Here is a 25,747-nt window from a genome sequence, read left to right as displayed (position 1 = left end):
TTTGCGGCGGCGAGTTATCCTCTTTGCTGCGAAGCGAGCGGCCCGCTATCATGGTGTTGCGGGGATGGCAATGGCTGGCGCGAAGATTTTTCTCAATGGAGGCGGCGCGTCCCTGTTTTGCTGTCGTTTTCAATCGCCAAAATGATGCCGACGCAGGTCATGATCGTCAGCATCGACGATCCGCCATAGGAAAACAACGGTAGCGGGATGCCGACGACGGGCGCCAGCCCCATCACCATCATCAGGTTGATTGCGATGTAGAAAAAGATCGTCATGGTCAGCCCCGCGGCGGTGAGTTGGCCAAAGCGGGTGCGCGCTTTCAACGCGACGCGCGTTCCCCAACGCAGCAGCAGGAAGAAAGCAAACAGCAGCCCCAGCCCGCCGATCAGCCCCCATTCCTCGGCCATGGTGGCGAAGATGAAATCGGTATGCCCCTCGGGCAGATAGTCGAGGTGGCTTTGCGACCCGTTGAGAAACCCCTTGCCGCCAATCCCGCCCGACCCGATCGCAATCTTTGACTGGCTGATATGATAACCGGCGCCGAGCGGATCGCTTTCGGGGTCGAGAAAGATCAGCACGCGCTTTTGCTGGTAATCGTGCAGGAACGAGAACAGCACCGGCAGCGCCGCGGCGCCGGCGATCGCGGTGCTGCCAAACCACCAGAACGGCAACCCGGCAGCAAACATCACCACCACCCCGCCGATGCAGATCGACAGGGCGGTGCCAAGGTCGGGTTGCAGCATGACGAGCGCGGCGGGCAGGCCGATCATCACGAGCGCGGGCCACAAGGCGGTCCAGCTGCGCGTGTTGCCTGGCGGCAATTGCGCGTAGAAGCGGGCCAGCGCGACAACGATCGTCACCTTCATCAGTTCGGAGGGCTGTAGGTTCATGAAGCCGAGGTTCAGCCAGCGCTGGCTCCCCCCGCCAACAAAACCAAGCAGTTCGACCCCAATCAGCAGGATGAGCACGCCGATGTAGGCGAGGTACGAAAAATCCTCGAAAATGCGGATAGGGAAGCGTCCCAGGATCATCGCCACGGTCAGGAAGACGAGGAAGCGGATGGTCTGCTGCATCGCCCACGGCGTGAAACTTCCGCCCGCCGCCGAATAGAGCACGAGGATGCCGAAGCCCGTGATGGCGCTGAGCAGCGCGATCAGCTTCCAGGGGATGCGCTGGATGGCGGGCGGCACGACGATCATTGCGGCAGCTCCGGGTTGGGATCGCTCGACGCGCCCGATTTCCACGCCGCATAGTCGCGGTCCATCCGTTCCTTGATGTTGCCACCCCATCCGGCCTCGAACGTCTCGAGCGCCTCCATTGCTTTTTCGCGGTCATAGAGGAAGGTGAAGATATCCTTGGCGATCGGCGCCGCGGCGCGCGAGCCGCCCATGCCGTGCTCGATCACCACCGACGCGGCGTAGCGCGGGTTTTCAACCGGCGCAAAGCAGACGAACAGCCCGTGGTCGCGATATTTCCACGCGCCGCTCTGGCCGCGTGAGCCCGAGGCCAGACCGCGCACCTGCGCGGTGCCGGTCTTGCCGCCCATCGTGATGCCGTCGAGCGGCAGGCGGCTACGCACCGCGGTTCCGGCGCCGTTGACGACGCGGTCCATCCCGGCGCGCGCGACGGCAAGGGCTTCGGCTGAGAAAGGTAGCGGCTCGTTGCGAAATTCGCGATTGATCAGGCGAGGGTACAGCCGCCGCCCCGACGCGATCCGCGCTGTCATTACTGCCAGCTGCAGCGGATTGACGCTGACATAGCCTTGGCCGATCACCGCGTTCAACGAATCCGATGCCGACCATTTTTGGTCATAGCGGCGCATCTTCCATGCGCTGTCGGGGATGGTGCCATACCGCTGGTTGCTACCCGCGAGCTGGAATTCCTCGCCCAGCCCGAGCAGCTTGGCGGTCGGCGCCATCGCGTCATAGCCGAGCCGGTGGGCGAGCCAGTAGAAATAGCTGTTGCAGCTTTTTTCGATCGCGGTCGGCATATCGACACTGCCGTGCGTGCCCAGGCAGCGGAAGAAGCGGTTGCCGAGCCGATAGCCGCCGATGCAGGTGTGCCGCTCGCCCGGATCGATGCCATGCTGGACCGCCGCGATCGCCGCCATTGGTTTCAGCGTCGATCCGGGCGGATACAGCCCGCGCGTTGCCTTGTTGATCAGCGGCTGGTGATCGTCGGCACGCAGCCAGCTATATTCGCTGTTGCTGATCCCGTCCGAAAAGCTGTTCGGATCGAAACTGGGCATCGAGATGAACGACAGGATGTCGCCGGTCAGGCAATCGATGACAACGACGGCGCCCGACTCGCCGCCCATCCGCCGCGCCGCATATTCCTGCAAATCGGCGTCGATGGTCAGGTGGACGGTCTTGCCCTGGACGTCGGGCTGGGTATCGAGGTCGCGCACGACGCGGCCGCCAGCGGTAACCTCGACCCGCCGTGCACCGGGCTTGCCCTTCAGCATCGGCTGGAAATATTTCTCCAACCCGTCCTTGCCGATCCGGTATCCGGGCGTGATGTACAGCGGATCCTTGGCCTTTTGATATTCTTCGGCGTTTGGGGCGCCGACATAGCCGATCAGATGACCGACCGCAGCGCCGGTGGGATAGTTGCGCGCAAAGCCGCGCTGGGGAGCGATGCCGGGCATTTCGGGCAAGCGGACCAGGATCGACGCATATTCGGCCTCGGTCATGTCTTCGGCGACCGCGACCGGTTGGAACCCCGATGCTGCCTTCAGGTCGCGGTTGATCCGGTCCATCGCATCACCGTCAAGCCGCAGCAACGTCCGCAATTGGCCCAGCACCAGCTCCTTGTTGTGCAAGCGGTCGGGAATGATGTCGATGCGCAAGCTGACGCGGTTGTTCGCCAGCGCCTTGCCATGGCGATCGACGATCCACCCGCGCCGCGGCGGCACCAGCGTCAGATTGACCCGGTTGCTTTCCGATTCCAGCACATAACGATCATTGTCGACGACCGAGATATAGGCCATGCGGGCCGCCAGCGCGACGCCCACTGCGGCCTGCGCGCCGCCCACGACAAGCGCGCGGCGGGTGAAGGTGAGTCCCCTCCAGGCTTCGGTAATGGGCGGGTTTTTGCGCGACATCTGGTTTCTGACTAACGGGGTTATCGGCGCTTCAGGCGGAAATTGTCAAACTTGCCGGTCAACCGCATGAACAGCGGGACGAGCAGCGCCGAAATGATGATTTGCGGCACCACCAGCCCCAGCACGCGCCCGGTCGCCGCATCCGGATGGACGATCAGCGCCGCCAGCGACTGGATGATCGCAATCAGCAAGGCCGCGATCGCCCAGTCGTGCAGGAAACCGCGCCAATAAATGCGTTGCGACGAATAATGGATCGCAATGCTGGCCAGCGTCCACAGCCCGACCGCGGTGCCGATCGGCTGACCGCTGAACAGATCGTCCCATAATCCCAGCGGCAGGCCGATCCACACCGGCCACATTTCGGTGCGCAGCAATTGCCAGCACAGAAAGAACAGCAGCCCCAGCGGCGGCAGCACCGGCGAATTGGCGACCAGCGGCAGCATCAGCGGCAGCGCCGAGGCGAGCATCACCGTCGCCACCGGCACGATCCGCATACGCCACAGCGAGGCCGGTTCGCCCAGACGCGGCGCGGCGCGATTGTTCATGGGGCGGCACCTGCGGGTGCTGCGGGCGGCGGGGCAGGGGCCGCTTGAGCCTCTATATTGTCGGGGGTGTAGGGGCGCAGCACCGATACCGCATCGACCTTGCCGGGGTCGGCGAGGGGGCGGGCGAGGGCGCCGTCGTCCTGGCGCCGCACGACGATCGCGACCGGGATGTTCGGCGGATAGAGGCCGCCAGTGCCCGAAGTAACCAGGATGTCGCCGGGCTTGAACGGATTGTTGGCGATGTTGAGGGTGCGAATGTCCAGATCGCCGTTGCCGCGGCCATAGGCCAGCGCGGGCAGGCCATCGCGGGCGCGGCGGACGGGGACGATGTTGTCGACGTCGGTCAGCAGCAGCACTTGCGACACCGACGGGCCGCTGCTGAGAATGCGGCCGATCAGCCCGTCGGCGCCGCGGACTGGCTGACCTGCGGTCACGCCCAGATTGCGCCCGATACTGAGCAGCGCGATGCGCTTGCTGCTGGTTGAGGTCGACGTGAGCAGATAGCCGTTGGCAAGCGCCGTCTTGTCGGTTTCCTGCAGCTTGAGCAGGGCTTTCAACTGGCGGTTCTCTTCCTGCAGCGAGCTGGTGGCGACCAGTTCGCGGCGGGTGTCGGCCAATTCGCCGCGCAGCCGCCGGTTCTGCGACCCCGCGCTGACATAGGCACCAACGCTGTCGTCGATGCCCGAAATCGACCCGATCACCGATCGCGACACGCGCGCAACGGGCGCGGTGATTTCCTGGCTTGCCACGCGAAGCTGGGCAAAGCCGACGGGATCAACCACCGACAGGATCGCCAGCAACAGCCCCGCGACCGCGCCCGTCACCGCAATGACATAGGCAACGAACAGGCTATACTGGGCCTTGCGGGATTGCCCCGGACGCCGATGTGCCGGGCGGACCATAGTAAAGCGCTACCGTCCGATCAGGCTTGTTGGAGCACGCCGCGGAAGGCGGGATCCTCCATCGCGCGGCCGGTGCCGATCGCGACGCAGGTCAGCGGGTCTTCGGCCACCGTGACCGGCAAGCCGGTCGCATCACGCAGCAGTTCGTCGAGCTCGGCGATCAGCGCGCCGCCGCCGGTCAGGACGATCCCCTGATCGACGATGTCGGCGGCGAGTTCGGGGGCAGTGTTTTCCAGCGCGATACGCACACCCTCGACGATCGTGCCGATCGGTTCGGACAGCGCCTCGGCGATCTGCGCCTGGTTGATCGAAATTTCCTTGGGTACGCCATTGACCAGGTCGCGGCCCTTGATGTGGATCGTCAGCCCGACGCCATCGGCGGGGATACGCGCGATACCGAAGTCCTTCTTGATCCGCTCGGCGGTGGCTTCGCCGATCAGCAGATTATGGTGGCGGCGCACATAGGAAACGATCGCTTCGTCCATCTTGTCGCCGCCGGCGCGGACCGACGTGGTATAGGCCAGGCCGCGGAGCGACAGCACCGCAACCTCGGTCGTGCCACCGCCGATGTCGACGACCATCGACCCGATCGGTTCGGTCACCGGCATGTCGGCGCCGATCGCGGCGGCCATCGGCTCTTCGATCAGCCACACTTCGCTGGCGCCCGCGTTCGACGCGGCGTCACGGATTGCGCGGCGCTCGACGCTAGTCGAACCCGACGGAACGCAGATTACGATTTCGGGGCTGCGGAACGCGTTGGGCTTGCCGCCGTGCACTTTGGTGATGAAATGCTTGATCATCTGTTCCGCGACATCGATGTCGGCGATGACGCCGTCACGCAGCGGGCGGATCGCCTCGATGCTGTCGGGGGTCTTGCCCATCATCAGCTTGGCGTCGTCGCCGACCGCCTTCACCCGCTTGATCCCGTTGATCGTTTCAACCGCGACGACCGAAGGTTCGTTCAGGACGATGCCCTTGCCACGCACATAAACCACCGTGTTGGCGGTGCCGAGGTCGATCGCCATGTCTTGGGAGTTGAATTTGAACCAGCGAGAAAAGAAGGACATCGATACTGCTTCCCTGTCATCGGCACCGGGGGACCGTGCCGTCGTCGTGAACCCGCGCGCCCGGCCGGCGACAGGACCAATCAGGGAGAGATTCCGGCTCGGCTATGGGGGGCTGGCTGGACCATATGATCAAGGCTGTGCGGGTGGGTCGCGATTTGCGTCCGACTGCGCTAGGACACGCCCCATGTCAATACGTCGCCTGCCTGAAACCCTCGTAAATCGGATCGCAGCCGGTGAAGTGGTCGAAAGACCCGCCGCGGCGCTGAAAGAACTGGTCGAAAACGCCATTGATGCGGGGGCGAGTCGCATTTCGGTGCGAATCGGTGAAGGCGGAATCGCGCGGCTCGAGGTCGAGGATGACGGCTGCGGCATGACCGCCGCCGACATGGCCCTCGCGCTTGAACGCCATGCGACGTCAAAGCTGCCCGACGACGCGATTGAGGATGTCACCACGCTGGGTTTTCGCGGCGAGGCGTTGCCGTCGATTGCCAGCGTAGCGCGGCTGACGCTGGAGAGCCGGGTCGCGGGCGGTGACGGCTGGCGGCGGGTCGTCGATAACGGCGCCGTGATCGCCGAGGGACCGGCTGCGTTGGCGCCGGGCACCCGCGTCGTCGTCGAGGATTTGTTCGCGCGTGTCCCGGCGCGCCTTAAATTCCTGCGCAGCGCGCGCAGCGAATATGCCGCGTGCCTCGACGTCGTGAAACGGCTCGCGATGGCGCGCCCCGACGTCGGTTTCATCGTCGAGCACGACGGGCGGCGCGTGCTCGACGTGCAGGGCGGGCAGGACCAGCTCAGCCGCGTTGCAGCCCTGACCCAGCGCGATCTGGCGGCGAACAGCATCGGCGTCGATCTCGATCGCGGCGGCATCCAAATCGGCGGCGTCATCAGCCTGCCGACCTACAATCGCGGCATTGCCGACCATCAATATCTGTTCGTCAATGGCCGCCCGGTGAAGGACCGGCTGCTGGTCGGCGCGCTCCGCGGCGCCTATGCCGATCTGCTCGCGCGCGACCGTCACCCCGTCGTTGCGCTGTTCCTCGACGTCCCGGGCGGCGAGGTTGACGTCAACGTCCACCCGGCCAAGACCGAGGTGCGTTTTCGCGACCCGCAGCTGATCCGCGGCATGATCGTCGGCGGGCTGCGCCGCGCGCTCGACGAGCATGGCTTTCGCAGCGTCCAGCGCCCCGCCGAGGCGGCGCTGGCGGCATGGCAGCAGGAACCGGTCGCCCCGCCCGCGCCGACCCTGTTTGCCGCACATCTGCCCTATCCGCACGCCCCGGCGACGCATCTGTTTGGCGCCGATACTGATCCGGCCACCCACGCGCTGCTCCGTGACCGCGTTGTCGATTTCGCGCCGCCGCGCGATGCGCTTCCCCATGATACGTTGCCAATGGGCCGCGCCGAAGCGGCGACGGCGCCGGTTCCGCATGCCGACGCGCATCCGCTGGGCATCGCGCGCGGCCAGATTGCGCGCACCTATATCGTCGCCGAGGCCGAGGACGGGCTGGTCATCGTCGACCAGCACGCCGCGCACGAGCGGCTCGTGCTCGAACAATTGCGCCGCGGGATGAGCGGGCAGGCGGTCCCGTCGCAAGGCCTGCTCCTCCCCGAAGTCGTCGAACTCGACGAACCTGCGTGCGACCGCCTCGAAGCCGCGGCGGTGCAGCTGGCGACGCTCGGGGTCGAGCTCGAACGCTTCGGCCCCGCCGCGGTGATGGTCCGCGCGACCCCGGCGATGCTCGGCGCGATCGACTGCCGCAAACTCGTCACCGACATCGCCGACGATCTGGCGGGTTATGACGCCGCGCTCGGGCTCAACGAAAAGCTCGAACTGGTCGCCGCCACCATGGCCTGCCACGGCTCGGTCCGCGCCGGCCGCACCCTCAGCGTCGCCGAAATGAACGCGCTGCTCCGCACGATGGAGGTCACCCCGCACAGCGGCCAGTGCAACCATGGCCGCCCGACATGGGTCAAGCTGGCGATGGACGATGTCGAACGGCTGTTCGGCCGGAAATAGCCGCGCACGGAACTGCGCTTGCGCCGGGACGTTGCCTGACGACATTACGTTAGGAGCCACCCGATGAACCGACTGCGCCGCCTCGAAACCTTTGCTCGCGCGGGATGGTGCGCGCGCGGCGTCGTTTATTGCCTGCTCGCCTTTTTTGCGCTGACCAGCGCCAACGCGTCGGACGCCAGCCCGCAAGGCGTGTTCCGCGCGGTGAAGGAGATGTCGGGCGGCCCCTATCTGCTCATTCTACTGGCGATCGGTCTCGCGCTTTACGGTGCCTATCGCCTCTATGGCGCCGCACTCGACAGCGAGGGCAAGGGCGACGATGCCAAGGGTATCGCGATCCGCATCGGCTATGCGGCGAGCGGTATCGCGCATTTCATTCTGGCTTGGGCCGCCGTCAGGCTCGCCTCGGGCCAGGCCGCGGCCGGTAACGGCGAACAGGAACAGGCGGCCGCCGGGATGCTGCTCGACATGCCGCTGGGCGGCACGCTGCTCGGTGCCATCGGATTGTGCTTTCTCGCCGCTGCCGCGCATCAGGCGATGAAGGCCTGGACTACCGAGTTTATGCAGGGCGTCGCCGCCGATGCGCCCGCGTGGGTCGTCCCCGTCGGCCGTGCCGGGCTCGCCGCGCGCGCGGTGGTGTTTACGGTCATCGGCGTGTCGCTGATCCGTGCGGGTTGGTTCGGATCGGCGGGCGAGGTCAAAGGACTTGGCGATGCGCTGTCGGCGCTGACCGGACATGCCGAACTCTATCTTCTGGTCGCCGCGGGGCTGTTTCTGTTCGGTGTCCACAGCTTTGCCGAAGCGAAGTGGCGCCGTATTCGCGACGAGGATGTCGTCGCGCGGCTCAAGGCCGCCGCCCGCTAAGCCATCTTGATCCCGGCAACGCCGTTCTCGACCACCGCGGTCGCGCGCCTTGACAGCGTGTTGACGGGCGTCGTCACCTTGTCGACGACCATGAAATGTGTTTGCCACGCCTCGCGGCCCACTTCGCACACCAGATAGCCGCGCTGGTCGTTGGCGAATTTCAGTTCGGGGTTGAGCCTTAAGAACTCGTCGGTGCCGTTGCGCTTGTCGCTGCCGTCGCCACCGCTCGAAATCGAGGTTGCGACAAATTCGGCACCGACGACCTTGTCTTGTCGCACCAGGTCGCCGCAGAAATTCTGATGCTCGTCGCCGGTCAGCACGACGATATTGTCGAGGCCGCCCAGCCGCGACAACATCCGCTCGCGCGGCGCTTCATAGCCCGCCCAGCTGTCGAGATTTACGATCTTCTTCGGCTCGTCGGGCTTGCGCCGCCGGTCGAGCGACATCATCGTCACCTGCTGCGCCAGCGCGTTCCACGTTGCGCCGCCTTTCGCCAGATTCCGGTTCAGCCAGTCTTCCTGCGCGCGGCCCAATACCTGCGCGTCCTTGGCGAACACTTCGGGGCAGGCGGGTTTGAAGCCGTCGCCGCACGGCTGGTCGTCCCGGTACTGGCGCGTGTCGAGCAGCTGCATCGCCATCAGGTCGCCATAGCGGAACTCGCGGTTCATCGCGACCATGCCGCCGCGCGGCAATAGCGCCTTGCGCACCGGCATATGCTCGTACCACGCCTGCATCGCCGCCTGCTTTTTCAGCATGAAAACCTCGGGCGACGGCGCGTCGGGATCGTTCCCGGGCAGGTCGATCGACCAATTGTCGATGTCGGACACCCAATCGTTGATGATCTCATGATCGTCGAAGCTCGACAGATGCGCATGGACCGAACGCACCGCCTGCTGGTCGATGTCTAGCAAGGTTTGCGCATAAGCGGCGCGGAAATCGGTGACGTCGAACAACGCGCGTTGTTCGTATCGGCGCACCGGGCGGATCGGCAAGCCGCTGTCGTACAGATAATTCTGCTGATATTCGTAAATGAAGTCGCCATAATGATAAACGAAGGCCAGGTCTTCGCGCGCCATGTGGCGATAGGCGCCGTAAAATCCCGACTCGAAATGCTGGCATCCGGCCACCCCGAATTTCAGCGCATCGACCTTGGCACCGGGGGCGGGCAGGGTGCGCGCGCGGCCGCGCAGGCTGCGCTCGCCCGCGGCGGTAAAGCGGTAATAATAGGGACGATCGGGAAGCAGCCCCGCGACTTCGACATGGACACTGTGGGCCAGCTCGGGGCGTGCCAGCTCGGTGCCCTTGGCGACGACATCGCGAAACCCACCGTCGCTCGCGACTTCCCATTCGACCGGCACATTGGCCAGCGGCATCCCGCCGTGACGTTCCATCGGTTCGGGCGCCAACCGCGTCCAGATGACGAAACCGTCGCTCGCCGGATCGCCCGCCGCCACGCCCAGCTTGAACGGAAAATCGCGCAATATGCCCTGCGCCCGGACAATCGCCGGCGCTGCGAGACCGGCAAGGGTCGCTCCGGCAAGAAAATGGCGGCGGTTGTACATGGCTGGGCTCCCGGGGACGCGAATCGCTTCTCCTCGATAGCGGAGCCGCGCGTTACATCAATGACCGAAGCCGAACCCGCCGACGCGCGGATCAGCTGTGCAGGAAGTGCATCACATCGCCGTCGTGCACGACATAAGCCTTCCCTTCGGCGCGCAGCTTGCCCGCCTCGCGCGCCCGCGCCTCGCCGCCCAGCGCGACATAATCGTCATAGGCGATGGTTTCGGCGCGGATGAAGCCCTTCTGGAAATCGCTGTGGATCTCGCCTGCGGCTTCAGGCGCCGTGGCGCCCGTGTGCACGGTCCACGCGCGCGCTTCCTGCGGGCCGACGGTGAAGAAGGTGATCAGGTGGAGCAGCTCGTATCCGGCGCGGATGACACGCGCGAGGCCGGTTTCGTGGAGGCCCATTTCTTCGAGAAACTCCAGCCGGTCGGCCATATCCATCGTTACCAGCTCGCTTTCGATCGCGGCCGAGACGACGACGGCCTGAGCGCCCTCGGCGGCCGCCTTGGCGAATACTTTTTCCGAAAAGGCGTTGCCGTTCGCGGCGCTGCCCTCATCGACATTGCAAACATAAAGAACGGGCTTTGACGTCAGCAGCTGCGCAGTGCGCAGGACGCGGGCTTCCTCGTCGTCCTTGGGGTCGGTCAACCGTGCGGGCTTGCCTTCGCGCAGCAATTCGAGCGCTTGGCCGAGCACCGAAGCGGCGATTTTCGCTTCCTTGTCGCCCTGCGCGGCCTTCTTGGTGAAAGCGGGAACGCGCTTCTCCAGGCTTTCGAGGTCGGATAGCAGCAATTCGGTTTCGACCGTCTCGGCATCGGCGACCGGATCGACCTTGTTTTCGACATGCTGAATGTCGTCATCTTCGAAACAGCGCAGGACGTGGACGATCGCATCGACTTCGCGAATATTGCCCAGGAACTGGTTGCCCAGTCCTTCGCCCTTCGACGCGCCGCGCACGAGGCCCGCGATGTCGACAAAGGCAAGCTGCGTCGCGATGATCTTTTTGCTGCTCGCGATCGCGGCCAGTTTTTCCAATCGCGCATCGGGGACCGCGACATTGCCGATGTTCGGCTCGATCGTGCAAAAGGGGTAATTGGCCGCCTGCGCCGCTGCCGTCTCGGTCAGCGCGTTGAACAGGGTGGACTTGCCGACGTTGGGCAGTCCGACGATGCCGCATTTGAAACCCATAAAAACTCCGTATGACCGGCGTGAGGCCGGGCTTGCTGCGCCCCTAGCGCCAAGTCGACCGCGACGCCAGCGTTTGCCGTATTTGCCGAATATCGTTGCGACAGGTTCAGCCTTGCGGCTTTATCGCGGGCACCATGATGACATTCTCCCGATGGACCGCCGCCGCGCTGGTGCTGGGCCTTGGCGCGGTTGCCGCCAGTGCTGCGCCGAGCCGCTTCGAAGCCGGGGTGCTCGCCGAACTCAACCGCTTTCGCAGCGATCCTGCGGGCTATACCGACGTCCTGCGCGATTATCGCGACCGCTTCGATGGCCGATTGTTGCTCGCCGACGACGACAGCGAGATCGACATCATGACCAACGAGGGTGTCGCCGCGGTCGATGAAGCGATCCGTGACCTGCGCCGCGAAAAGCCGCTGGCGCGGTTGCAGCAAAGCGCGATGCTGGCGAATGCGGCGGCCGACCATGTCGCGGCTCAGTCACGGTCGGGCGCTGTCGGCCACTACACCCGCGGGCGCGGCCCCGGCGAGCGGATGAAAGCGCGCGGCGGCGGCCCCTATGTCAACGAAGTCATCACATATGGCCACCACAGCCCGGCAGGGGTGGTCCAGCAATTGCTGATCGACGATGGCGTCCCCGACCGCGGCCACCGGCACAGCCTGCTGCGTCCGACCCACCGCTATGCCGGTGTCGCCTGCGGCACGCACCGAGTGCACCGCACGATGTGCGTGATGCTGATGTCGCAAACCTCCGATGGCTCGCCACCGCCGCCGCCGAAACGCGCGCCCTGACGAACCGCCCGCCTGTCCCGAAAGGACAGGCGGGCGCGAACTGGCTTCTTACGCGCCGACCGGCTGGTTGTCGGTGCGTCGCACGACGATGGTCGACGACCGCGGCTGCTGCCCGGCCACCGGCCAGTTGCCCGTCGGATGCTGGATGTTGACGAAGAAGGTCCGCAGATCAGGGGTATAGGTCAGCCCAGTAATCTCGCAGCCCAGCGGGCCGACCAGAAAACGCTTCGACAATTTGGTCACCTGATCGACATGGAACATGGCGTTGTGACCGAAAGCCTGATCGATCGAGCGGCCCGATACACCTGAGTTGCCCGGGACGCTGTGATCGGTTTGGACCCACAATCGGCCCTGCGGATCGATGGCAATCCCGTCGGGGCTGGAAAAGGTATCGCCGTTGATGTTGCCGGTCAGGTTGCTGCCGCCTGCCGCCAGCGACGGATCGCCCGCGAGCAGGAAGATTTCCCAGCGGAACGTCGTCGCCAGCGGTGAATTGCCCTGTTCGCTGAACTTGATGATATGGCCGTGCAGGTTGGTCGTTCGCGGGTTCATCGGGTTGGTGACGCGGCGGCCGCTGTTGTTGGTCAGCGTCACGAATACCGCGCTGTTATCGGGCGCGACCGTGATCCACTCCGGCCGATCCATCACGGTGCCGCCCGCGACGCGCGCCGCTGACTTGCAGTTGATCAGCACATCGGCCTGGCTGTTGAAATTGACGATCGTCGGCGCCGGCGGGGTCGTGCTCTGGCTGGTGTTGCCGGGATCGGACGCCCCGGCGGCCAAGCCGTTCTGACCCACTACCAGCGCGCGCCATTCGCCGGTGCCGTCGCCGTTGAAACGCGCGACATAGAGCGTGCCTGAATCGAGTAGGTCGGTGTTCGCGGCGCGGTTCGTCGCGCTATAGGCGCGGTCGGGGACGAATTTATAGATGCACCCCGGCGTGGCATCGTCGCCCATGTAAAAGGCGGTGCGGCGGTCGCTGTTTTCCAGAAACGCGACATTCTCATGGTCGAAGCGGCCCATCGCGGTGCGCTTGGTCGGCTGCGCCAGTTCGCGCCGCGGGTCGATTTCGATGACCCAGCCATAGCCGTTGGCGGGCTGCGTCGGGTCGAGATAATTGTCGGTCGTCTCTTCGCAGGTCAGATAGGTGCCCCACGGGGTGCGGCCGCTAGCGCAGTTATTCAGCATGCCCTTGATCGGTCCAGCGACAACGCCCGCGGCGGGGCCGCCGACGCGGTAGCTGCTGTTGCCCGTGTAGCGGCGGTTATATGTCGATCCCGACTGCACCGACCATTTGCCGTCGCTACCCTTGGCGATCTCGACGACGCTGATCCCGACTGCCGACAGCGCGACCGCTTTCTGGTCGGCGGTGGCGGTGGCGGCATTGTAATTGCCCGACATCAGGATGTTAAAATCGGGATATTCATGGTTGATCGCCAGCAGGCCGCGGTTGTTGGCGTCGACCCCGGGAAAGGCAAAATATTCCATCCCGTCGTGATTGCCGCCGGCCCATTTCTCGGCGATCGCTGGGGTCGGGAAGCTGCCGGTATAGGCCGCGCCGCTTTCGACCGAATCGCCCGCTTTCAGCAGCACGTCGACGGTATAACCCGCAGGGACCGTCACCGCGTCATTCTGGTTCGCGGCGACCGCGGCAAACGTCACGGCATAGCTGACCGGCGGCGCGGTCGGGGTGGGCGTCGGTCTTGGCCCGGCGGTGGGGGGCAGGGTGACCACCGGATCACCGCTGGTGCCTCCGCAGGCCGCCAATGCGGTGGTGGAAAGCATCGAGAGCCCGAACAGGCCGTTGCGGAGCAGGGTGCGGCGGGTCGGATTGGCAGCGACGATCGCCTCCAAGCTGCCCGGCGCATGATCGCTGATGGTGTCGCCGCGATACGGCGCGCGGGCGTCGTCGGTAAGATGTGACATTCAGTCCCCCTGTTTTTCGGTTGAGCCGCCGGACTGGTTTGTCCGGCCTTGGGTGGCGCACCGATGGCAGCGGGAGGTGTCAGCTAAATGGCTTCACCAAGTCAGAAAGGCAGGATTTCGATGACGTTATGGTGACATCGTGGCGGGTCAGTCGTGAACCGCCTTGACCAGTGGCCCCAGCGCGCCGCCGCCCAGCCACGCCACCTGCACTTCGGCCGACACGCGATTGATCGCCTCCTGCGGCTTGTTGCCCGGATGCACGGCGCGGCGCAGCGGCCGCTTTCCGGCGGGCATCGCCATGATCTCGGCAATTGCGCGCGGCACGTCGAGCGGATCGGCGCTGCGCCCGCTGCCATCCTCGGTCCCCATGCCGCGGGTGAAGGGCGCATAGGCATCAAGCAGCGCCGCTTCGCTGCGCGCCTTCAGCGCGCCGGTATAGGCGTTGCGATTGACCCAGACCTTGGTCGGATAGCCGCCGGGCTGGATCACCGTCACGTCGATGCCATGCGGCACCAGTTCATAGGCAAGCTGTTCGGACAAGGCCTCGACCGCAAATTTGGTCGCCGAATAATGCCCACCGCCGGGGACGATGACGCGACCGAGCTGCGACGAGATGTTGAAGATCTGCCCGCTTTTCGCGGCCCGCATCTGCGGCAGCAGCGCGCGCAGCATTCGCTGGATTCCCAGCACGTTGGTTTCGAAGATCAGCCGCGTCGCCGCCATGTCCTGGACCTCGACCGGGCCGGTAATGCCGATCCCGGCGTTGTTGATCAGCGTATCGATCCGGCCGCCCGCCAGTTCGAGCGCGTCGGCAACGCCATGGCCCACTGATTCGTCGTCGGTCACGTCGATTTCGAGGATATGCAGGTCGAGCTTTTCCTTCGCCGCCTCGGCCGTCAGCGTCTCCGCGTCGGGCCGTGGCAGCCCGCGCATCGTGGCAATTACCTTGGCACCGAGCCGGGCATAATACAGCGCGCCGATGCGGCCAAAGCCGCTCGACGCCCCGGTGATCAGAATGGTTCGACCTTTCAGGAAAGGAGCCATATAAGGTGTTGTGGCTTGCAGCAGGGCAGGGGAGGTGGCGGTCAGCGCTGCGGCTCCGGCAATGAGTTGGCGGCGGCTGGGCGTATGGCGATTGGTCATGACTGGCTCCTTTCGGAACTATATTGCCCTAGTTAACATCGGCTGCCAAATCGGCGGCTTTGGGGTAGGGAGCTGCCCTCATCGACTCGTCACCCCGGACTTGATCCGGGGTCCACGAGGCCATGCGCCGCCCGCTGCTGAGAGGGCGCATGGATCACGGATCAAGTCCGGGATGACGAAAGTTTATGCCCGCAATCGGTCGTTTCCAGCCTCTGCCTATCCCTGCAACCGCAGCGCGAGATCGCTCTGAAAACGAACGTCGTTGCCGTCGGCCAGCCACGGCGTTTCGGCCGCGATCGCGCCAAGCAGGTCGATCAGCGGTTCCATCTCGCTCTTGTGATAATTGCCCAGCACATGGCCGGTCACGCGGTCCTTGTGCCCCGGATGGCCGATGCCGATGCGGACGCGGCGAAAATCTTCGCCGATGTGCTGGATCATGCTGCGGATGCCGTTATGCCCCGCGGCGCCGCCGCCGCGCTTGACCTTCACCTGCATCGGGATCAGGTCGAGCTCGTCGTAAAAGACGGTAACGTCCGGCGTGTCGAGTTTGTAGAAATCCATCGCCGCACGCACGCTGCGGCCGCTTTCGTTCATGAAGGTGCCGGGTTTCAGCAGGAGGATGCGTGTCGATCCGATGCGCCCGTCCTGGATCCAGCCCTGGAATTTCTTCGCGGGTGCCGGAAAGTCGTGGACGTTGGCGATAACATCGGCGGCCATAAAGCCGACATTGTGGCGGTGCATCGCATATTGAGGCCCGGGATTGCCGAGGCCGACCCAGAGCTGCATGATACTGCCTTTCCCGGGTCTGATCGAAACGCCCCTCCCGCAAGGGGGGAGGGGCGCGTCCGACTATTTAGGCGTCGTCGCCTTCGGCAGCCGTTTCGCCGCCGTCGACCGTCGTGTCACCTTCGCTCGACTTCAGCGCCGACGGAGCGACGATGGTGGCAATGGTGAAGTCGCGATCGGTGATCGCACTTTCGACGCCCTTGGGTAGGGTGACGCTGCTGATGTGAATCGAATCACCGACGTCGAATCCGGTCACGTCGATCGAAATTTCGTCAGGAATCTTGTCCGCATCGCAAACGAGTTCCAGTTCGTGACGAACGATGTTGAGCACGCCGCCGCGCTTCAGGCCAGGCGAGGCGTCTTCGTTCGCGAACACCACCGGAACGGCGACGTGGACGGTCGCATCCTTGGCGATGCGCAGGAAGTCGGCATGGATCGGACGATCCTTGACCGGGTGGAAGGCGACGTCCTTAGGCAACGTGCGGATTTTTTTGCCGCCGACGTCGATCATGACGACCGAGTTCATGAAGTGACCCGTCATCAACTGCTTCATCAGCAGCTTTTCTTCGACGTGGATCATCAGGGGTTCTTCTTTGCCGCCATAGACAACGGCGGGGACACGGCCTTCACGACGCAGTTCACGCGAGGCTCCCTTGCCTCCCCGATCACGCGTCTCGGCCGACAGCACCAGCTGGTCGCTCATCATTTTTCTCCGAGAAAAGTTTCAAAGTCCGCCACGCCTCCAGGGATGACCATGGTCGGAAGCGGCGGCGCTTAGCGGGGACGCGCGGAAAATGCAAGCGCGGGAAGGGGGCAGGGGTCTTTGGGGTACTATTCAGCAATCATTACCGCCGCACCGCTCGCTTCGTCATCCCCGCGAAAGCCGGGACCCAGCGAGCCGACAGTGCAACTGGGTTCCCGCTTTCGCGGGAATGACGAGGATGGGCAAGTCCGCTCGCCACCCCAAAGTCGCCGCTTCACTGCACCCGCTCTATCTTTATCCCTGTCTCCGCCAGTATCGCCGGAACCCCATCACCCCCGACCAGATGCCCTGCGCCGACCGCCATCAAAACCGTGCCGGGCCGCGCCATCCGCTTCTGCACCCATGCGCTCCAGCGCCGGTTGCGGTCCGTGATGATCGCCTTGCGCGCTGCGGGCACTGCATCGACATCTTCGTTGATCATCGCTTCCAGCGTGGCAACGTCGCCGCGGCGCCATGCGGCGGTCAGTGCGGTAACCTCGGCAACTGCGTTATCCGCTCCCTCGGCGGCGTGGGTCAGCAGCGCGCGCTGGGTCGGTGCGTCGAGCGTTTCGAACAGCATCAGCTGCGCTCGCGCGGTTTCCAGCCCGGCAATCGGTTTGCCCGCCGCCTGGAACGTCTCGGTCAGCACGGTTTCCACCCCGTCGGCTGACGACAGGTCCGCGTTCTGCGCGACCCGCTGGCCCATCAGCACCATGGCCGCCCAGTCGTCGAGCGCATCGCCGCCAAAGGCTTTGCCGCCATCCTCGAGCGCCCGATAATTGGTGAGCGCCTCGCCCCGCAGACGCGCTTCGATCGCCAGCGGCGTGGTGCGCGGCGCCAGTTTCTGGAATTCGGCACCTGCTGCTGCGAGCTGGGCAGGGGCCAATTCCATCACCAACTCGTCGGCGGATTCAATTGCCGCCGCGACCACGCCATCGTCCCAATCGGTCCCGCGCGGCAGCGCGTGCATCGTCCCCAATATATAGATGCGCGTGTCATCATCGGCGACCAGCCACATTGCCGGGCGCGCCGGTGGCGCGGTTTCGGCGGTGCCGCACCCGGCGGCCAGCAACGGCAAAAGGGCCGCCGCAAAGCGGCGACCCCATTGTCGAGAAAGAGTCGGTGCTGGCGTCAATATTTGACCCGCGTTGCGGTCAGCCCGCGCGCTTTCAGATAATCCTGCACGCTCTTTTCGCCCGCGAGATGCCCCGCGCCGACGGCGATAAACACCGTGCCCGGCTTGTCCATTCGCGTCTTGATCTGGTCGGCCCAGCGCTGATTGCGATCATAAAGCAGCATCGTGGCGAGTTCGGGGGTCGCCGCCATGCTTTCGTTCATCGCGACCGCCAGCCCGTCGGGATCGCCTTTAGCCCACAGCACGACCATCCGGTCGAGCATCGGCCCCAGCTTGTCCATGTCCTTGACCACCGAATTGAGGAAGGCGACTTGCTGGGTTTCGGGCAGCTTGTCGAAAAAGCCGAGCTGTTCTTCGAGCGTTTCGAGGCCCGAGACCGGCTTGCTGCTGTCCTTGGCAAATTTGGTGAGCAGCTTTTCGGCGCCCTGTTCGGGATCATAGCCGAGTTTGGTGAGCGGCAGCACCGACAGCGTCATCGCCGGAAACCACGGTTCAAAACTGTCGAAGGCATTGGCCGGCACCCCGACGCTGACCATCGCGGCCTGATAGGCCTTGAGCTCGTCGGCGGTCAGTCGCGAGGGGATGGTCTTGCCGGTCGTATCCATCGCCAGCGGCATCATCGTTTTGGCGACCGCGGCCTGATCTTCGGGCATCACGAGTTCCAGCATCATCTCGTCCGATTTGTCGAACGCGGTCTTCACCGCCTCGTCGAACCAGCTGAGGCCGGGTTTCAGGACATGGACGGTGCCGAACAGATAGATCGTCGTGTCGGCGTCCTTGACGACCCACAGCGCCGGATCGGCGTCGGTCATCGCAGCCGCCGGGGCCGCGGCGGCGACAGGTTCGGCGGCCGACGCGATGTTGCTGCCGGGCAGTATCGCGCATTGGGCAAAGGGGATGACGGCGCAGGTCGAAGCGAGCATCTTGAACCAGGTCTTCATGGAGAAATGTCCTTTCATTATTGGCCCTTATGGCCGGAGGAGGTAGAGAAGGGGAGAGCGAAAAGGGTCAGCGGAATTTGAACCAGAAATAGACGATCGCGTTGGCGGCCAGCGACAGCGCGAACAGCGGCATCGCCTGAACCTCGGGCGCCAGATCGGCACGCCACAGCACCCACCAGACGGGGCAGGGAAAGACAAAGGCGTAAAAGCCCGCGAGCCCGCCAAGATGATAGGCATGGCGCTCATGGTCATCGACCGTGCGGTGGTAGAGTATCAGTGCAACCGTCAATCCGACGAGCCACATCGCTGACAGCGCGATCGCTACCGTCGGGGTCATGGCAGCGTTGCTGAACAGCCCGGCGGTTCCGGCGCCCCCGGCCTGCATCACTATTGCAGCGACGAAACCCAGCGCGCCCGACAGGACCAAGCTGATCCAATAGAGCCGCTTGCGCGGTGACCAGTTGCGGAACCAGCCGGCGTGGCGTCGGACATAAAAGGCCATGGCCAAGCCGCCGATCAGGATTGCGACAACCGGCCCGACCCATGCCGATACCAGCGCGTCGCCGTGTTCCGCCGCCGCCTCGTTGTAACCGGCAAAGCCGCCCGCCAGCATCGCGGTGCCGATCCCGATCGCGACCGGCCAGAGCATGTTGGGCGCGCGGCGCTCTTTGGGTTCAATGTCCATCGTCACGTCCTTCATGGCCATCGTCGAAAATTTCCTCGATCGGCATCGCGAACAGCCGGGCCAGCTTGAAGGCGAGCGGCAGCGACGGGTCATATTTCCCCGTTTCGATCGCGTTCACCGCTTGGCGCGATACATCGAGCCGGTCGGCCAGTTCGGCCTGGCTCCAGTTCCGCATCGCGCGCAGCACTTTCAGCTGGTTGTCCATCATCGATCCTGTTGTCAGGCGACACTGACCGTATGTCATGTGTTGTTGACTAAATGACATGATTCGCTGACTGTGTCAACAAGACCTGACAAAAAGTTGTGTGTGCCTGACCATTACCCCCAAATGGCACCGCAGCGCGCGGCGCCGAGCCTTGACCCTGCGGCCCCGCTGCGCCAAGGGCGGCGACACTATTTGCACGTGCGAAAGAGCGGACAGTGGCGGCAGCGACGGAAATGAAATCCCTCAGCTTTCAGGACATGATCCTGACGCTGCACGGCTATTGGGCGGCGCGCGGCTGTGCGATTTTGCAGCCCTATGACATGCGGGTCGGGGCGGGGACGTTTCACCCCGCAACCACCTTGCGCTCGCTCGGTCCTGAGCCGTGGAACGTCGCCTATGTCCAGCCGAGCCGCCGCCCGACCGACGGCCGCTATGGCGAGAACCCGAACCGGCTCCAGCATTATTACCAGTATCAGGTGATATTGAAGCCATCGCCCGCCGACCTGCAGGAACAATATCTGGGCAGCCTCGCCGCCATCGGCATCGATCCGCTGCTCCACGACATCCGCTTTGTCGAAGACGATTGGGAATCGCCGACGCTTGGCGCGTGGGGGCTGGGCTGGGAAGTCTGGTGCGACGGGATGGAAGTTACCCAGTTCACCTACTTTCAGCAAATGGGCGGGTTCGACTGCAAGCCCGTCGCGGGCGAGCTCACCTACGGCCTCGAACGCCTCGCCATGTATATCCAGAATGTCGACAATGTGTACGACCTGCGCTTCTCCGATGCGGTCGGCGACGTGGCGGCGGTCAGCTATGGCGACGTTTTTCTGGAAAACGAACGCCAGTTCTCGAAATGGAATTTCGAGGTCGCCGACACCGACTCCTTGTTTGCGGGCTTCAAAGCCGCTGAGGCCGAGTGCCAGCGCGCGATCGCCGCGAACGTCCCGCTCGCCGCCTATGACCAGGCGATCGAGGCGAGCCATTTGTTCAACCTCCTCCAGGCGCGCGGCGTCATCAGCGTCCAGGAACGCGCCAACTACATGGCGCGCGTTCGCGACCTTGCCAAAGGCAGTTGCAAGGCGTGGATCGACAGTCAGTCGGACGCATGGACCGCTAAATATCCGGGGTGGACGCTGTGACCGACTTTCTTCTCGAACTGCGCTCGGAAGAGATTCCCGCGCGGATGCAGGCGGGGGCGCGCGCTGAACTCGACAAATTGTTCCGCGCTCAAATGTCTGCCGCGGGTATCGACGTCGGCGACCTCAGCATCTGGTCGACCCCGCGCCGCCTCGCGCTGATCGCCAAGGGGCTGCCCGACGCGACCGCGGCGGTCAGCGAGGAGCTCAAAGGCCCGCGCAGCAGCGCGCCGCCGCAGGCGCTCGAAGGCTTTCTGCGCAAGACCGGGCTGACGCAGGACCAGCTCGAAGACCGCGACGGCGTGTATTTCGCCGTCATCGACAAGCCGGGCCGTGCGACCGCCGAAGTGCTCGCCGAAGCGATCCCCGCGATTGTCCGCGCCTTCGCCTGGCCCAAGTCGATGCGCTGGGGCAAGGACAGCGCGAGCAGCGAGAGCCTGCGCTGGGTCCGCCCGCTGTCGGGCATCGTCGCGATCTTCGGCGACGCGCTGGTGCCGTGTGAAGTGAGCGGGGTTGCCGCCGGTTTCGCAACGCGCGGCCACCGCTTTCACTGCCCGGGCGAGATCAACATCGGATCGGCAGCGGACTATGCCGAAAAGCTGCGCGCGTGCCACGTCATCGTCGACCATGAGGAACGCCAGGCGATCATCCGCGATGGCGCCGCGAAGGCGGCAGCCGACGCCGGGCTGAAGCTGGTCGAGGACGAGGGGCTGGTGATCGAGAACGCCGGTCTGACCGAATGGCCGGTGCCGCTGCTGGGGCGCTTTGACGAAGCGTTTCTGGAAGTACCGCCCGAGGTCATCCAGCTGACGGCGCGGGTGAACCAGAAATATTTCGTCGTGAACGACGCGGTGGGCAAGCTGGCGAACGGCTTTGTCTGCACCGCGAACATCGCGGCGCATGATGGCGGGGCAGAGATTGTCGCGGGCAACCGCAAGGTGCTGGCGGCGCGATTGTCCGATGCGCGCTTCTTCTGGGAGCAGGACCAGAAGAAGACACTGGCGCAGCATGCGGAGAAGCTCGCGAACATTACTTTTCACGAGAAGCTGGGGACCGTGGCCGCCAAGGTTGAGCGCGTCGCGAAGCTGGCAAGATATTTTGTTGAGCAGGGGATAGTTCCTTATCAACCTCGTCGATCCGAAGCGGGACCCCATGCAACCGTCGGGCCATGGATTCTTGACGAAAATACAGCCAATGAACGCGCTGAGCGGACCCACATGGCGGAACTCGCAGGACGTCTAGCAAAGGCCGATCTTGTTACAGAGATGGTCGGCGAATTTCCCGAGCTGCAAGGTCTTATGGGGGGATATTATGCCCGTGCCAGAGGTCTCTCCGATGCCGTCGCAGATGCAATTCAGGACCACTACAAGCCCGTCGGACAGGGCGACAGCGTTCCAACGGCGCCGGTCACCGTTGCCGTTGCGCTCGCGGATAAGTTGGATACTCTGACGCGTTTCTTTTTGGCCGATGAAACACCAACTGGCTCCAAAGATCCGTTCGCCCTCAGACGAGCTGCGCTGGGTGTAATCGCGATCATATTGCAGAACAGATTGCGCTTCCGCTTAGAAGAGGTGTTGCTTGTCGCAATTGGCGATGACTTGGGCCTGTTTGGAGCGGCTTGGGATAATCATGCCGAAGCCAAACTAGCAGCCTTCTTCGCCGACCGTCTCAAAGTCCAACAACGCGAAGCCGGTGTTCGTCATGACCTGATCGACGCGGTGTTTGCGCTTGGCGGCGAGGATGATCTGGTTCGTCTGCTTGCGCGGGTGAAGGCGTTGCAGGCGTTTATGGCGAGCGATGACGGTGCTAATTTGCTGGCGGGGTATAAGCGCGCGGCGAATATCCTGAAGCAGGCTGGTCAAGGTTCTCCGGCGAACGCCGGAGCCCAGGGCGGCACAGAACCCACCGTGGCGGACGCACGCGCTGGGCTCCGGCTTTCGCCGGAGAGCATGACGGTGCATGACGCTGCCCTCCTCGCCGCGCTCGACACCGCCGAACCTGCCGCCGCCGCCGCAGTCGCGGAAGAACGCTTCACCGACGCGATGGCCGCGCTCGCGTCGCTGCGCGCGCCGATCGATGCGTTTTTCGATGGGGTGATGGTCAACGACCCCGACGAGGACGTCCGCGCCTATCGGCTCGGCCTGCTCGCGCGATTTACCGGCGCGGTGCATGGCGTCGCCGATTTTTCGAAGATCGAGGGCTGACGGCCCGGCTATGCGCCGCAGCTTATAGCGAACGAAGCAAAACTGAATCGACCAAAGACGATTGCATACCTATCCAGCCGCAACCTCCTCCCCGGGGCAGCAGGAGTATATGATGACGAAGATGGTGCATTTGTTCGGCGGCGCGGCCACCACGGCCGAGCGTTCGAAGGAATTGCTGGGCGGCAAGGGGTCGAACCTGGCCGAAATGGCCTCGATCGGCCTGCCGGTGCCGCCGGGCCTGATCATCACCACCGACGTCTGCACCGCTTATTATGCGAATGGCGAACAATTCCCCGCGGGCCTGATCGAACAGGTAACCGCCGGTATCGCCCATATCGAAGGCATCACGGGCAAGACATTCGGCGACTCCGCCGACCCGCTGCTCGTGTCGGTGCGCTCGGGCGCGCGGGTGTCGATGCCGGGGATGATGGACACCGTCCTCAACCTCGGCCTGAACGACGCGACCGTGGTCGGGCTGGCCGACGCATCGGGCGACCCGCGTTTCGCATGGGACAGCTATCGCCGCTTCGTCCAGATGTACGCCGACGTCGTCATGGGGCTCGACCATGCCGAGTTCGAGGAAGCGCTGGAAATCGCCAAGGAAGACCGCGGCTTTTATCTCGACACCGAGATGTCGGCCGACGATTGGCAGGCGCTGGTCAAGGACTATCAGGCGATCGTCGAGCGCGAGACCGGTGCGCCCTTCCCGCAAGACCCGAACGACCAGTTGTGGGGCGCGGTCGGCGCCGTGTTCGCAAGCTGGGAAAGCGACCGCGCGAAAGTCTATCGCCGCATCAATGCGATTCCCGGCGAATGGGGCACCGCGGTCAGTGTTCAGGCGATGGTGTTCGGCAATATGGGCGACACGTCGGCAACCGGCGTCGCCTTCACCCGCGATCCGGCGACCGGCGAGCACGCCTGGTACGGCGAATGGCTGATCAACGCGCAGGGCGAAGATGTGGTCGCGGGCATCCGCACCCCGCAATATCTGACCAAAGCCGCGCGCGAGCGGGCCGGGGCCAAGCCGCTGTCGATGGAAGAGGCGATGCCCGAAACCTTCACCGAGCTGGGTGAGGTGTTCGACACGCTCGAGACACACTACCGCGACATGCAGGACATCGAGTTCACCGTCGAGCGCGGGACGCTCTGGATGCTGCAAACCCGGTCGGGCAAGCGCACGGCCAAGGCGGCGCTGAAGATCGCGGTCGACATGGCCGCCGAAGGTCTGATCACCGAAGAGGAAGCGGTCGGCCGCGTCGACCCCGGCGCGCTCGACCAGCTGCTCCACCCGACGCTCGACCCCCATGCGCCGCGCGATGTGCTGACCAAGGGGCTGCCCGCCAGCCCCGGCGCCGCGTCGGGCAAGATCATGTTCACCGCCGATGCGGCGGAAAAAGCCGCCGAAATGGGCGAGGCGGTGATCCTGGTGCGTGTCGAAACGTCGCCCGAAGACATCCACGGCATGCACGCCGCCAAGGGCATTTTGACCGCGCGCGGCGGCATGACGAGCCACGCCGCAGTGGTCGCGCGCGGCATGGGGCGCCCCTGCGTTTCGGGTGCGGGCGGGCTGTCGATCGACGGCCATGCCAGGGTGCTCCGCGTCGCCGGGCGTGAGCTGCGCGAGGGCGACATCATCACCCTCGACGGTTCGACCGGCGAAGTGATGGCGGGCGAGGTCAAGACCTTGCTGCCCGAACTGGTCGGCGATTTCGGCACGCTGATGGTGTGGGCCGACAAGGTTCGCCGCATGAAGGTGCGCGCCAACGCCGAAACCCCTCAAGACGCCCAGGTCGCGCGCGATTTCGGCGCCGAGGGCATCGGGCTGTGCCGTACCGAGCATATGTTCTTTGACGCCGCGCGGATCACCGCGGTGCGCGAGATGATTTTGGCAGAGAATGAGGCAGGCCGCCGCGTCGCGCTCGCCAAATTGCTGCCCGAACAGCGGGCGGATTTCGCGGGCATATTCGAGGTGATGGCGGGCCTTCCGGTCACCATCCGCCTGCTCGACCCGCCGCTTCACGAATTCCTGCCGACGCGCGAAGAGGATTTCGCCGATGTTGCGGCGGCGGCCGGGGTAGGGATCGAGGCGCTTAAGGCACGCGCCAACGAGCTGCACGAGTTCAACCCGATGCTCGGCCATCGCGGCTGCCGTCTGGGGGTCACCTATCCCGAAATCTACGAGATGCAGGCGCGCGCGATTTTCGAGGCCGCGTGCGATGTCGCCGCCGCGACCGGCGCGGCGCCGATCCCCGAAGTGATGATACCTTTGGTGGCGACGCGCCGCGAATTCGACCTGATGAAGGCGGTCGTCGATGCCCAAGCAAAGGCGGTGTTCGCCGAAAAGGGCCGCGAGATCGCTTATCTCGTCGGCACGATGATCGAACTGCCGCGCGCCGCCTTGATGGCGGGCGAGATTGCCGAGACGGCGGAGTTTTTCAGCTTTGGCACCAACGATCTGACCCAGACGACGATCGGCATCAGCCGTGACGATGCAGGCCGCTTCCTGACCCAATATGTCGACAAGGGCATCTTCCTGACCGACCCGTTCGTCAGCCTGGATGTCGAGGGCGTCGGGCAGCTGATCGAGATCGCCGCCGATCGCGGCCGGGCGACGCGCCCCGACGTCAAACTGGGCATCTGCGGCGAGCATGGCGGCGACGCGCCGAGCATCCATTTCTGCGAGCAAACCGGTCTCGACTATGTCAGCGCCTCGCCTTACCGTGTGCCGATTGCACGGCTGGCGGCAGCGCAGGCGGCGTTGAAGGCGAAATAATCATCGCCCCCGCGAAGGCGGGGGGCCGTTATCGGCC

The 25,747-nt window shown here is 64.6% G+C and carries 21 protein-coding genes; 6 read left to right on the top strand and 15 right to left on the bottom strand.

What is annotated here, in order from left to right; genetic code table 11:
• Window positions 1-92 precede the first annotated feature (92 nt).
• From rodA to J2X44_RS11045, 5 genes are read right to left on the bottom strand one after another with little or no spacing between them, the layout of a single operon-like run.
• Complete coding sequence (gene rodA, locus J2X44_RS11065) at window positions 93-1,199, bottom strand: rod shape-determining protein RodA (RefSeq protein ID WP_310083771.1); 1,107 nt, start codon at window positions 1,197-1,199, stop codon at window positions 93-95.
• The gene (gene mrdA / locus J2X44_RS11060; protein WP_310083769.1) at window positions 1,196-3,103 is read right to left on the bottom strand and encodes a penicillin-binding protein 2; all 1,908 of its coding nucleotides are present in this window, start codon (window positions 3,101-3,103) and stop codon (window positions 1,196-1,198) included. Before mrdA ends, rodA begins: the two co-directional genes overlap by 4 nt.
• Before the next feature lie 20 nt (window positions 3,104-3,123).
• On the bottom strand, window positions 3,124-3,648 hold the full coding sequence (locus tag J2X44_RS11055; protein WP_310083768.1) for a rod shape-determining protein MreD: 525 nt from the start codon (window positions 3,646-3,648) through the stop codon (window positions 3,124-3,126).
• Complete coding sequence (gene mreC / locus J2X44_RS11050; protein WP_310083766.1) at window positions 3,645-4,550, bottom strand: rod shape-determining protein MreC; 906 nt, start codon at window positions 4,548-4,550, stop codon at window positions 3,645-3,647. Before mreC ends, J2X44_RS11055 begins: the two co-directional genes overlap by 4 nt.
• Window positions 4,551-4,570: 20 nt before the next feature.
• Window positions 4,571-5,617, bottom strand: a complete 1,047-nt coding sequence (locus J2X44_RS11045; RefSeq protein WP_310083763.1) for a rod shape-determining protein — start codon at window positions 5,615-5,617, stop codon at window positions 4,571-4,573.
• A 184-nt stretch (window positions 5,618-5,801) separates the two neighbouring features.
• On the opposite strand from J2X44_RS11045, the gene mutL reads away from it, so the two are divergent.
• Window positions 5,802-7,634, top strand: a complete 1,833-nt coding sequence (gene mutL / locus J2X44_RS11040) for a DNA mismatch repair endonuclease MutL (protein ID WP_310083761.1) — start codon at window positions 5,802-5,804, stop codon at window positions 7,632-7,634.
• A 63-nt stretch (window positions 7,635-7,697) separates the two neighbouring features.
• Complete coding sequence (locus tag J2X44_RS11035; RefSeq protein ID WP_310083759.1) at window positions 7,698-8,495, top strand: DUF1206 domain-containing protein; 798 nt, start codon at window positions 7,698-7,700, stop codon at window positions 8,493-8,495.
• Here the strand turns inward: J2X44_RS11035 and J2X44_RS11030 are convergent.
• Window positions 8,492-10,057 carry an alkaline phosphatase D family protein gene (locus J2X44_RS11030; protein WP_310083757.1) on the bottom strand — a complete coding sequence of 522 codons (1,566 nt, stop codon included), beginning with the start codon at window positions 10,055-10,057 and terminating at the stop codon, window positions 8,492-8,494. The two genes, J2X44_RS11035 and J2X44_RS11030, sit on opposite strands and share 4 nt — an antisense overlap.
• Window positions 10,058-10,148: 91 nt before the next feature.
• Window positions 10,149-11,246: a redox-regulated ATPase YchF gene (gene ychF, locus J2X44_RS11025; RefSeq protein WP_310083753.1), complete on the bottom strand. Its 1,098-nt coding sequence runs from the start codon at window positions 11,244-11,246 to the stop codon at window positions 10,149-10,151.
• A 134-nt stretch (window positions 11,247-11,380) separates the two neighbouring features.
• Here ychF and J2X44_RS11020 point away from each other — a divergent pair, with 134 nt between their 5' ends.
• Window positions 11,381-12,034 carry a CAP domain-containing protein gene (locus J2X44_RS11020; RefSeq protein ID WP_310083750.1) on the top strand — a complete coding sequence of 218 codons (654 nt, stop codon included), beginning with the start codon at window positions 11,381-11,383 and terminating at the stop codon, window positions 12,032-12,034.
• A 48-nt stretch (window positions 12,035-12,082) separates the two neighbouring features.
• Here the strand turns inward: J2X44_RS11020 and J2X44_RS11015 are convergent, their stop codons facing one another.
• The 8 genes from J2X44_RS11015 to J2X44_RS10980 all read right to left on the bottom strand — a co-directional run bounded on the left by J2X44_RS11015 (window position 12,083) and on the right by J2X44_RS10980 (window position 19,597).
• Complete coding sequence (locus J2X44_RS11015) at window positions 12,083-13,960, bottom strand: PhoX family phosphatase (protein WP_310083748.1); 1,878 nt, start codon at window positions 13,958-13,960, stop codon at window positions 12,083-12,085.
• A 147-nt stretch (window positions 13,961-14,107) separates the two neighbouring features.
• Window positions 14,108-15,103, bottom strand: a complete 996-nt coding sequence (locus tag J2X44_RS11010) for an SDR family oxidoreductase (protein ID WP_310083745.1) — start codon at window positions 15,101-15,103, stop codon at window positions 14,108-14,110.
• A 216-nt stretch (window positions 15,104-15,319) separates the two neighbouring features.
• Window positions 15,320-15,889 carry an aminoacyl-tRNA hydrolase gene (gene pth / locus J2X44_RS11005; RefSeq protein ID WP_310083741.1) on the bottom strand — a complete coding sequence of 190 codons (570 nt, stop codon included), beginning with the start codon at window positions 15,887-15,889 and terminating at the stop codon, window positions 15,320-15,322.
• 67 nt (window positions 15,890-15,956) lie between these two features.
• The gene (locus J2X44_RS11000) at window positions 15,957-16,592 is read right to left on the bottom strand and encodes a 50S ribosomal protein L25/general stress protein Ctc (protein WP_310083738.1); all 636 of its coding nucleotides are present in this window, start codon (window positions 16,590-16,592) and stop codon (window positions 15,957-15,959) included.
• 274 nt (window positions 16,593-16,866) lie between these two features.
• On the bottom strand, window positions 16,867-17,709 hold the full coding sequence (locus J2X44_RS10995) for a TraB/GumN family protein (RefSeq protein ID WP_310083735.1): 843 nt from the start codon (window positions 17,707-17,709) through the stop codon (window positions 16,867-16,869).
• 53 nt (window positions 17,710-17,762) lie between these two features.
• Window positions 17,763-18,707, bottom strand: coding sequence for a TraB/GumN family protein (locus tag J2X44_RS10990; RefSeq protein WP_310083733.1), 945 nt, complete (start codon window positions 18,705-18,707; stop codon window positions 17,763-17,765).
• A gap of 67 nt (window positions 18,708-18,774) precedes the next feature.
• A complete protein-coding gene (locus J2X44_RS10985; protein ID WP_310249282.1) occupies window positions 18,775-19,392 on the bottom strand; it encodes a hypothetical protein in 618 nt (205 codons plus the stop codon).
• Window positions 19,382-19,597, bottom strand: coding sequence for a helix-turn-helix transcriptional regulator (locus J2X44_RS10980; RefSeq protein WP_310087010.1), 216 nt, complete (start codon window positions 19,595-19,597; stop codon window positions 19,382-19,384). Before J2X44_RS10980 ends, J2X44_RS10985 begins: the two co-directional genes overlap by 11 nt.
• Before the next feature lie 233 nt (window positions 19,598-19,830).
• Here J2X44_RS10980 and J2X44_RS10975 point away from each other — a divergent pair, with 233 nt between their 5' ends.
• From J2X44_RS10975 to ppdK, 3 genes are all read left to right on the top strand, one after another.
• A complete protein-coding gene (locus tag J2X44_RS10975; protein ID WP_310083728.1) occupies window positions 19,831-20,736 on the top strand; it encodes a glycine--tRNA ligase subunit alpha in 906 nt (301 codons plus the stop codon).
• Window positions 20,733-22,937, top strand: a complete 2,205-nt coding sequence (gene glyS, locus J2X44_RS10970) for a glycine--tRNA ligase subunit beta (protein ID WP_310083727.1) — start codon at window positions 20,733-20,735, stop codon at window positions 22,935-22,937. The genes J2X44_RS10975 and glyS overlap by 4 nt, the downstream gene beginning before the upstream one ends.
• Before the next feature lie 112 nt (window positions 22,938-23,049).
• Window positions 23,050-25,710 (top strand): pyruvate, phosphate dikinase, encoded by a 2,661-nt coding sequence (gene ppdK, locus J2X44_RS10965; RefSeq protein ID WP_310083724.1) that lies wholly within the window; start codon window positions 23,050-23,052, stop codon window positions 25,708-25,710.
• Window positions 25,711-25,747: the final 37 nt, after the last annotated feature.

This window comes from Sphingopyxis sp. BE259 (genome assembly GCF_031457495.1).
Classification (GTDB): Bacteria; Pseudomonadota; Alphaproteobacteria; order Sphingomonadales; family Sphingomonadaceae; genus Sphingopyxis.
Note: the sequence above shows the minus strand (reverse complement) of the source record. Positions and strands in the feature narration are given on the sequence as shown.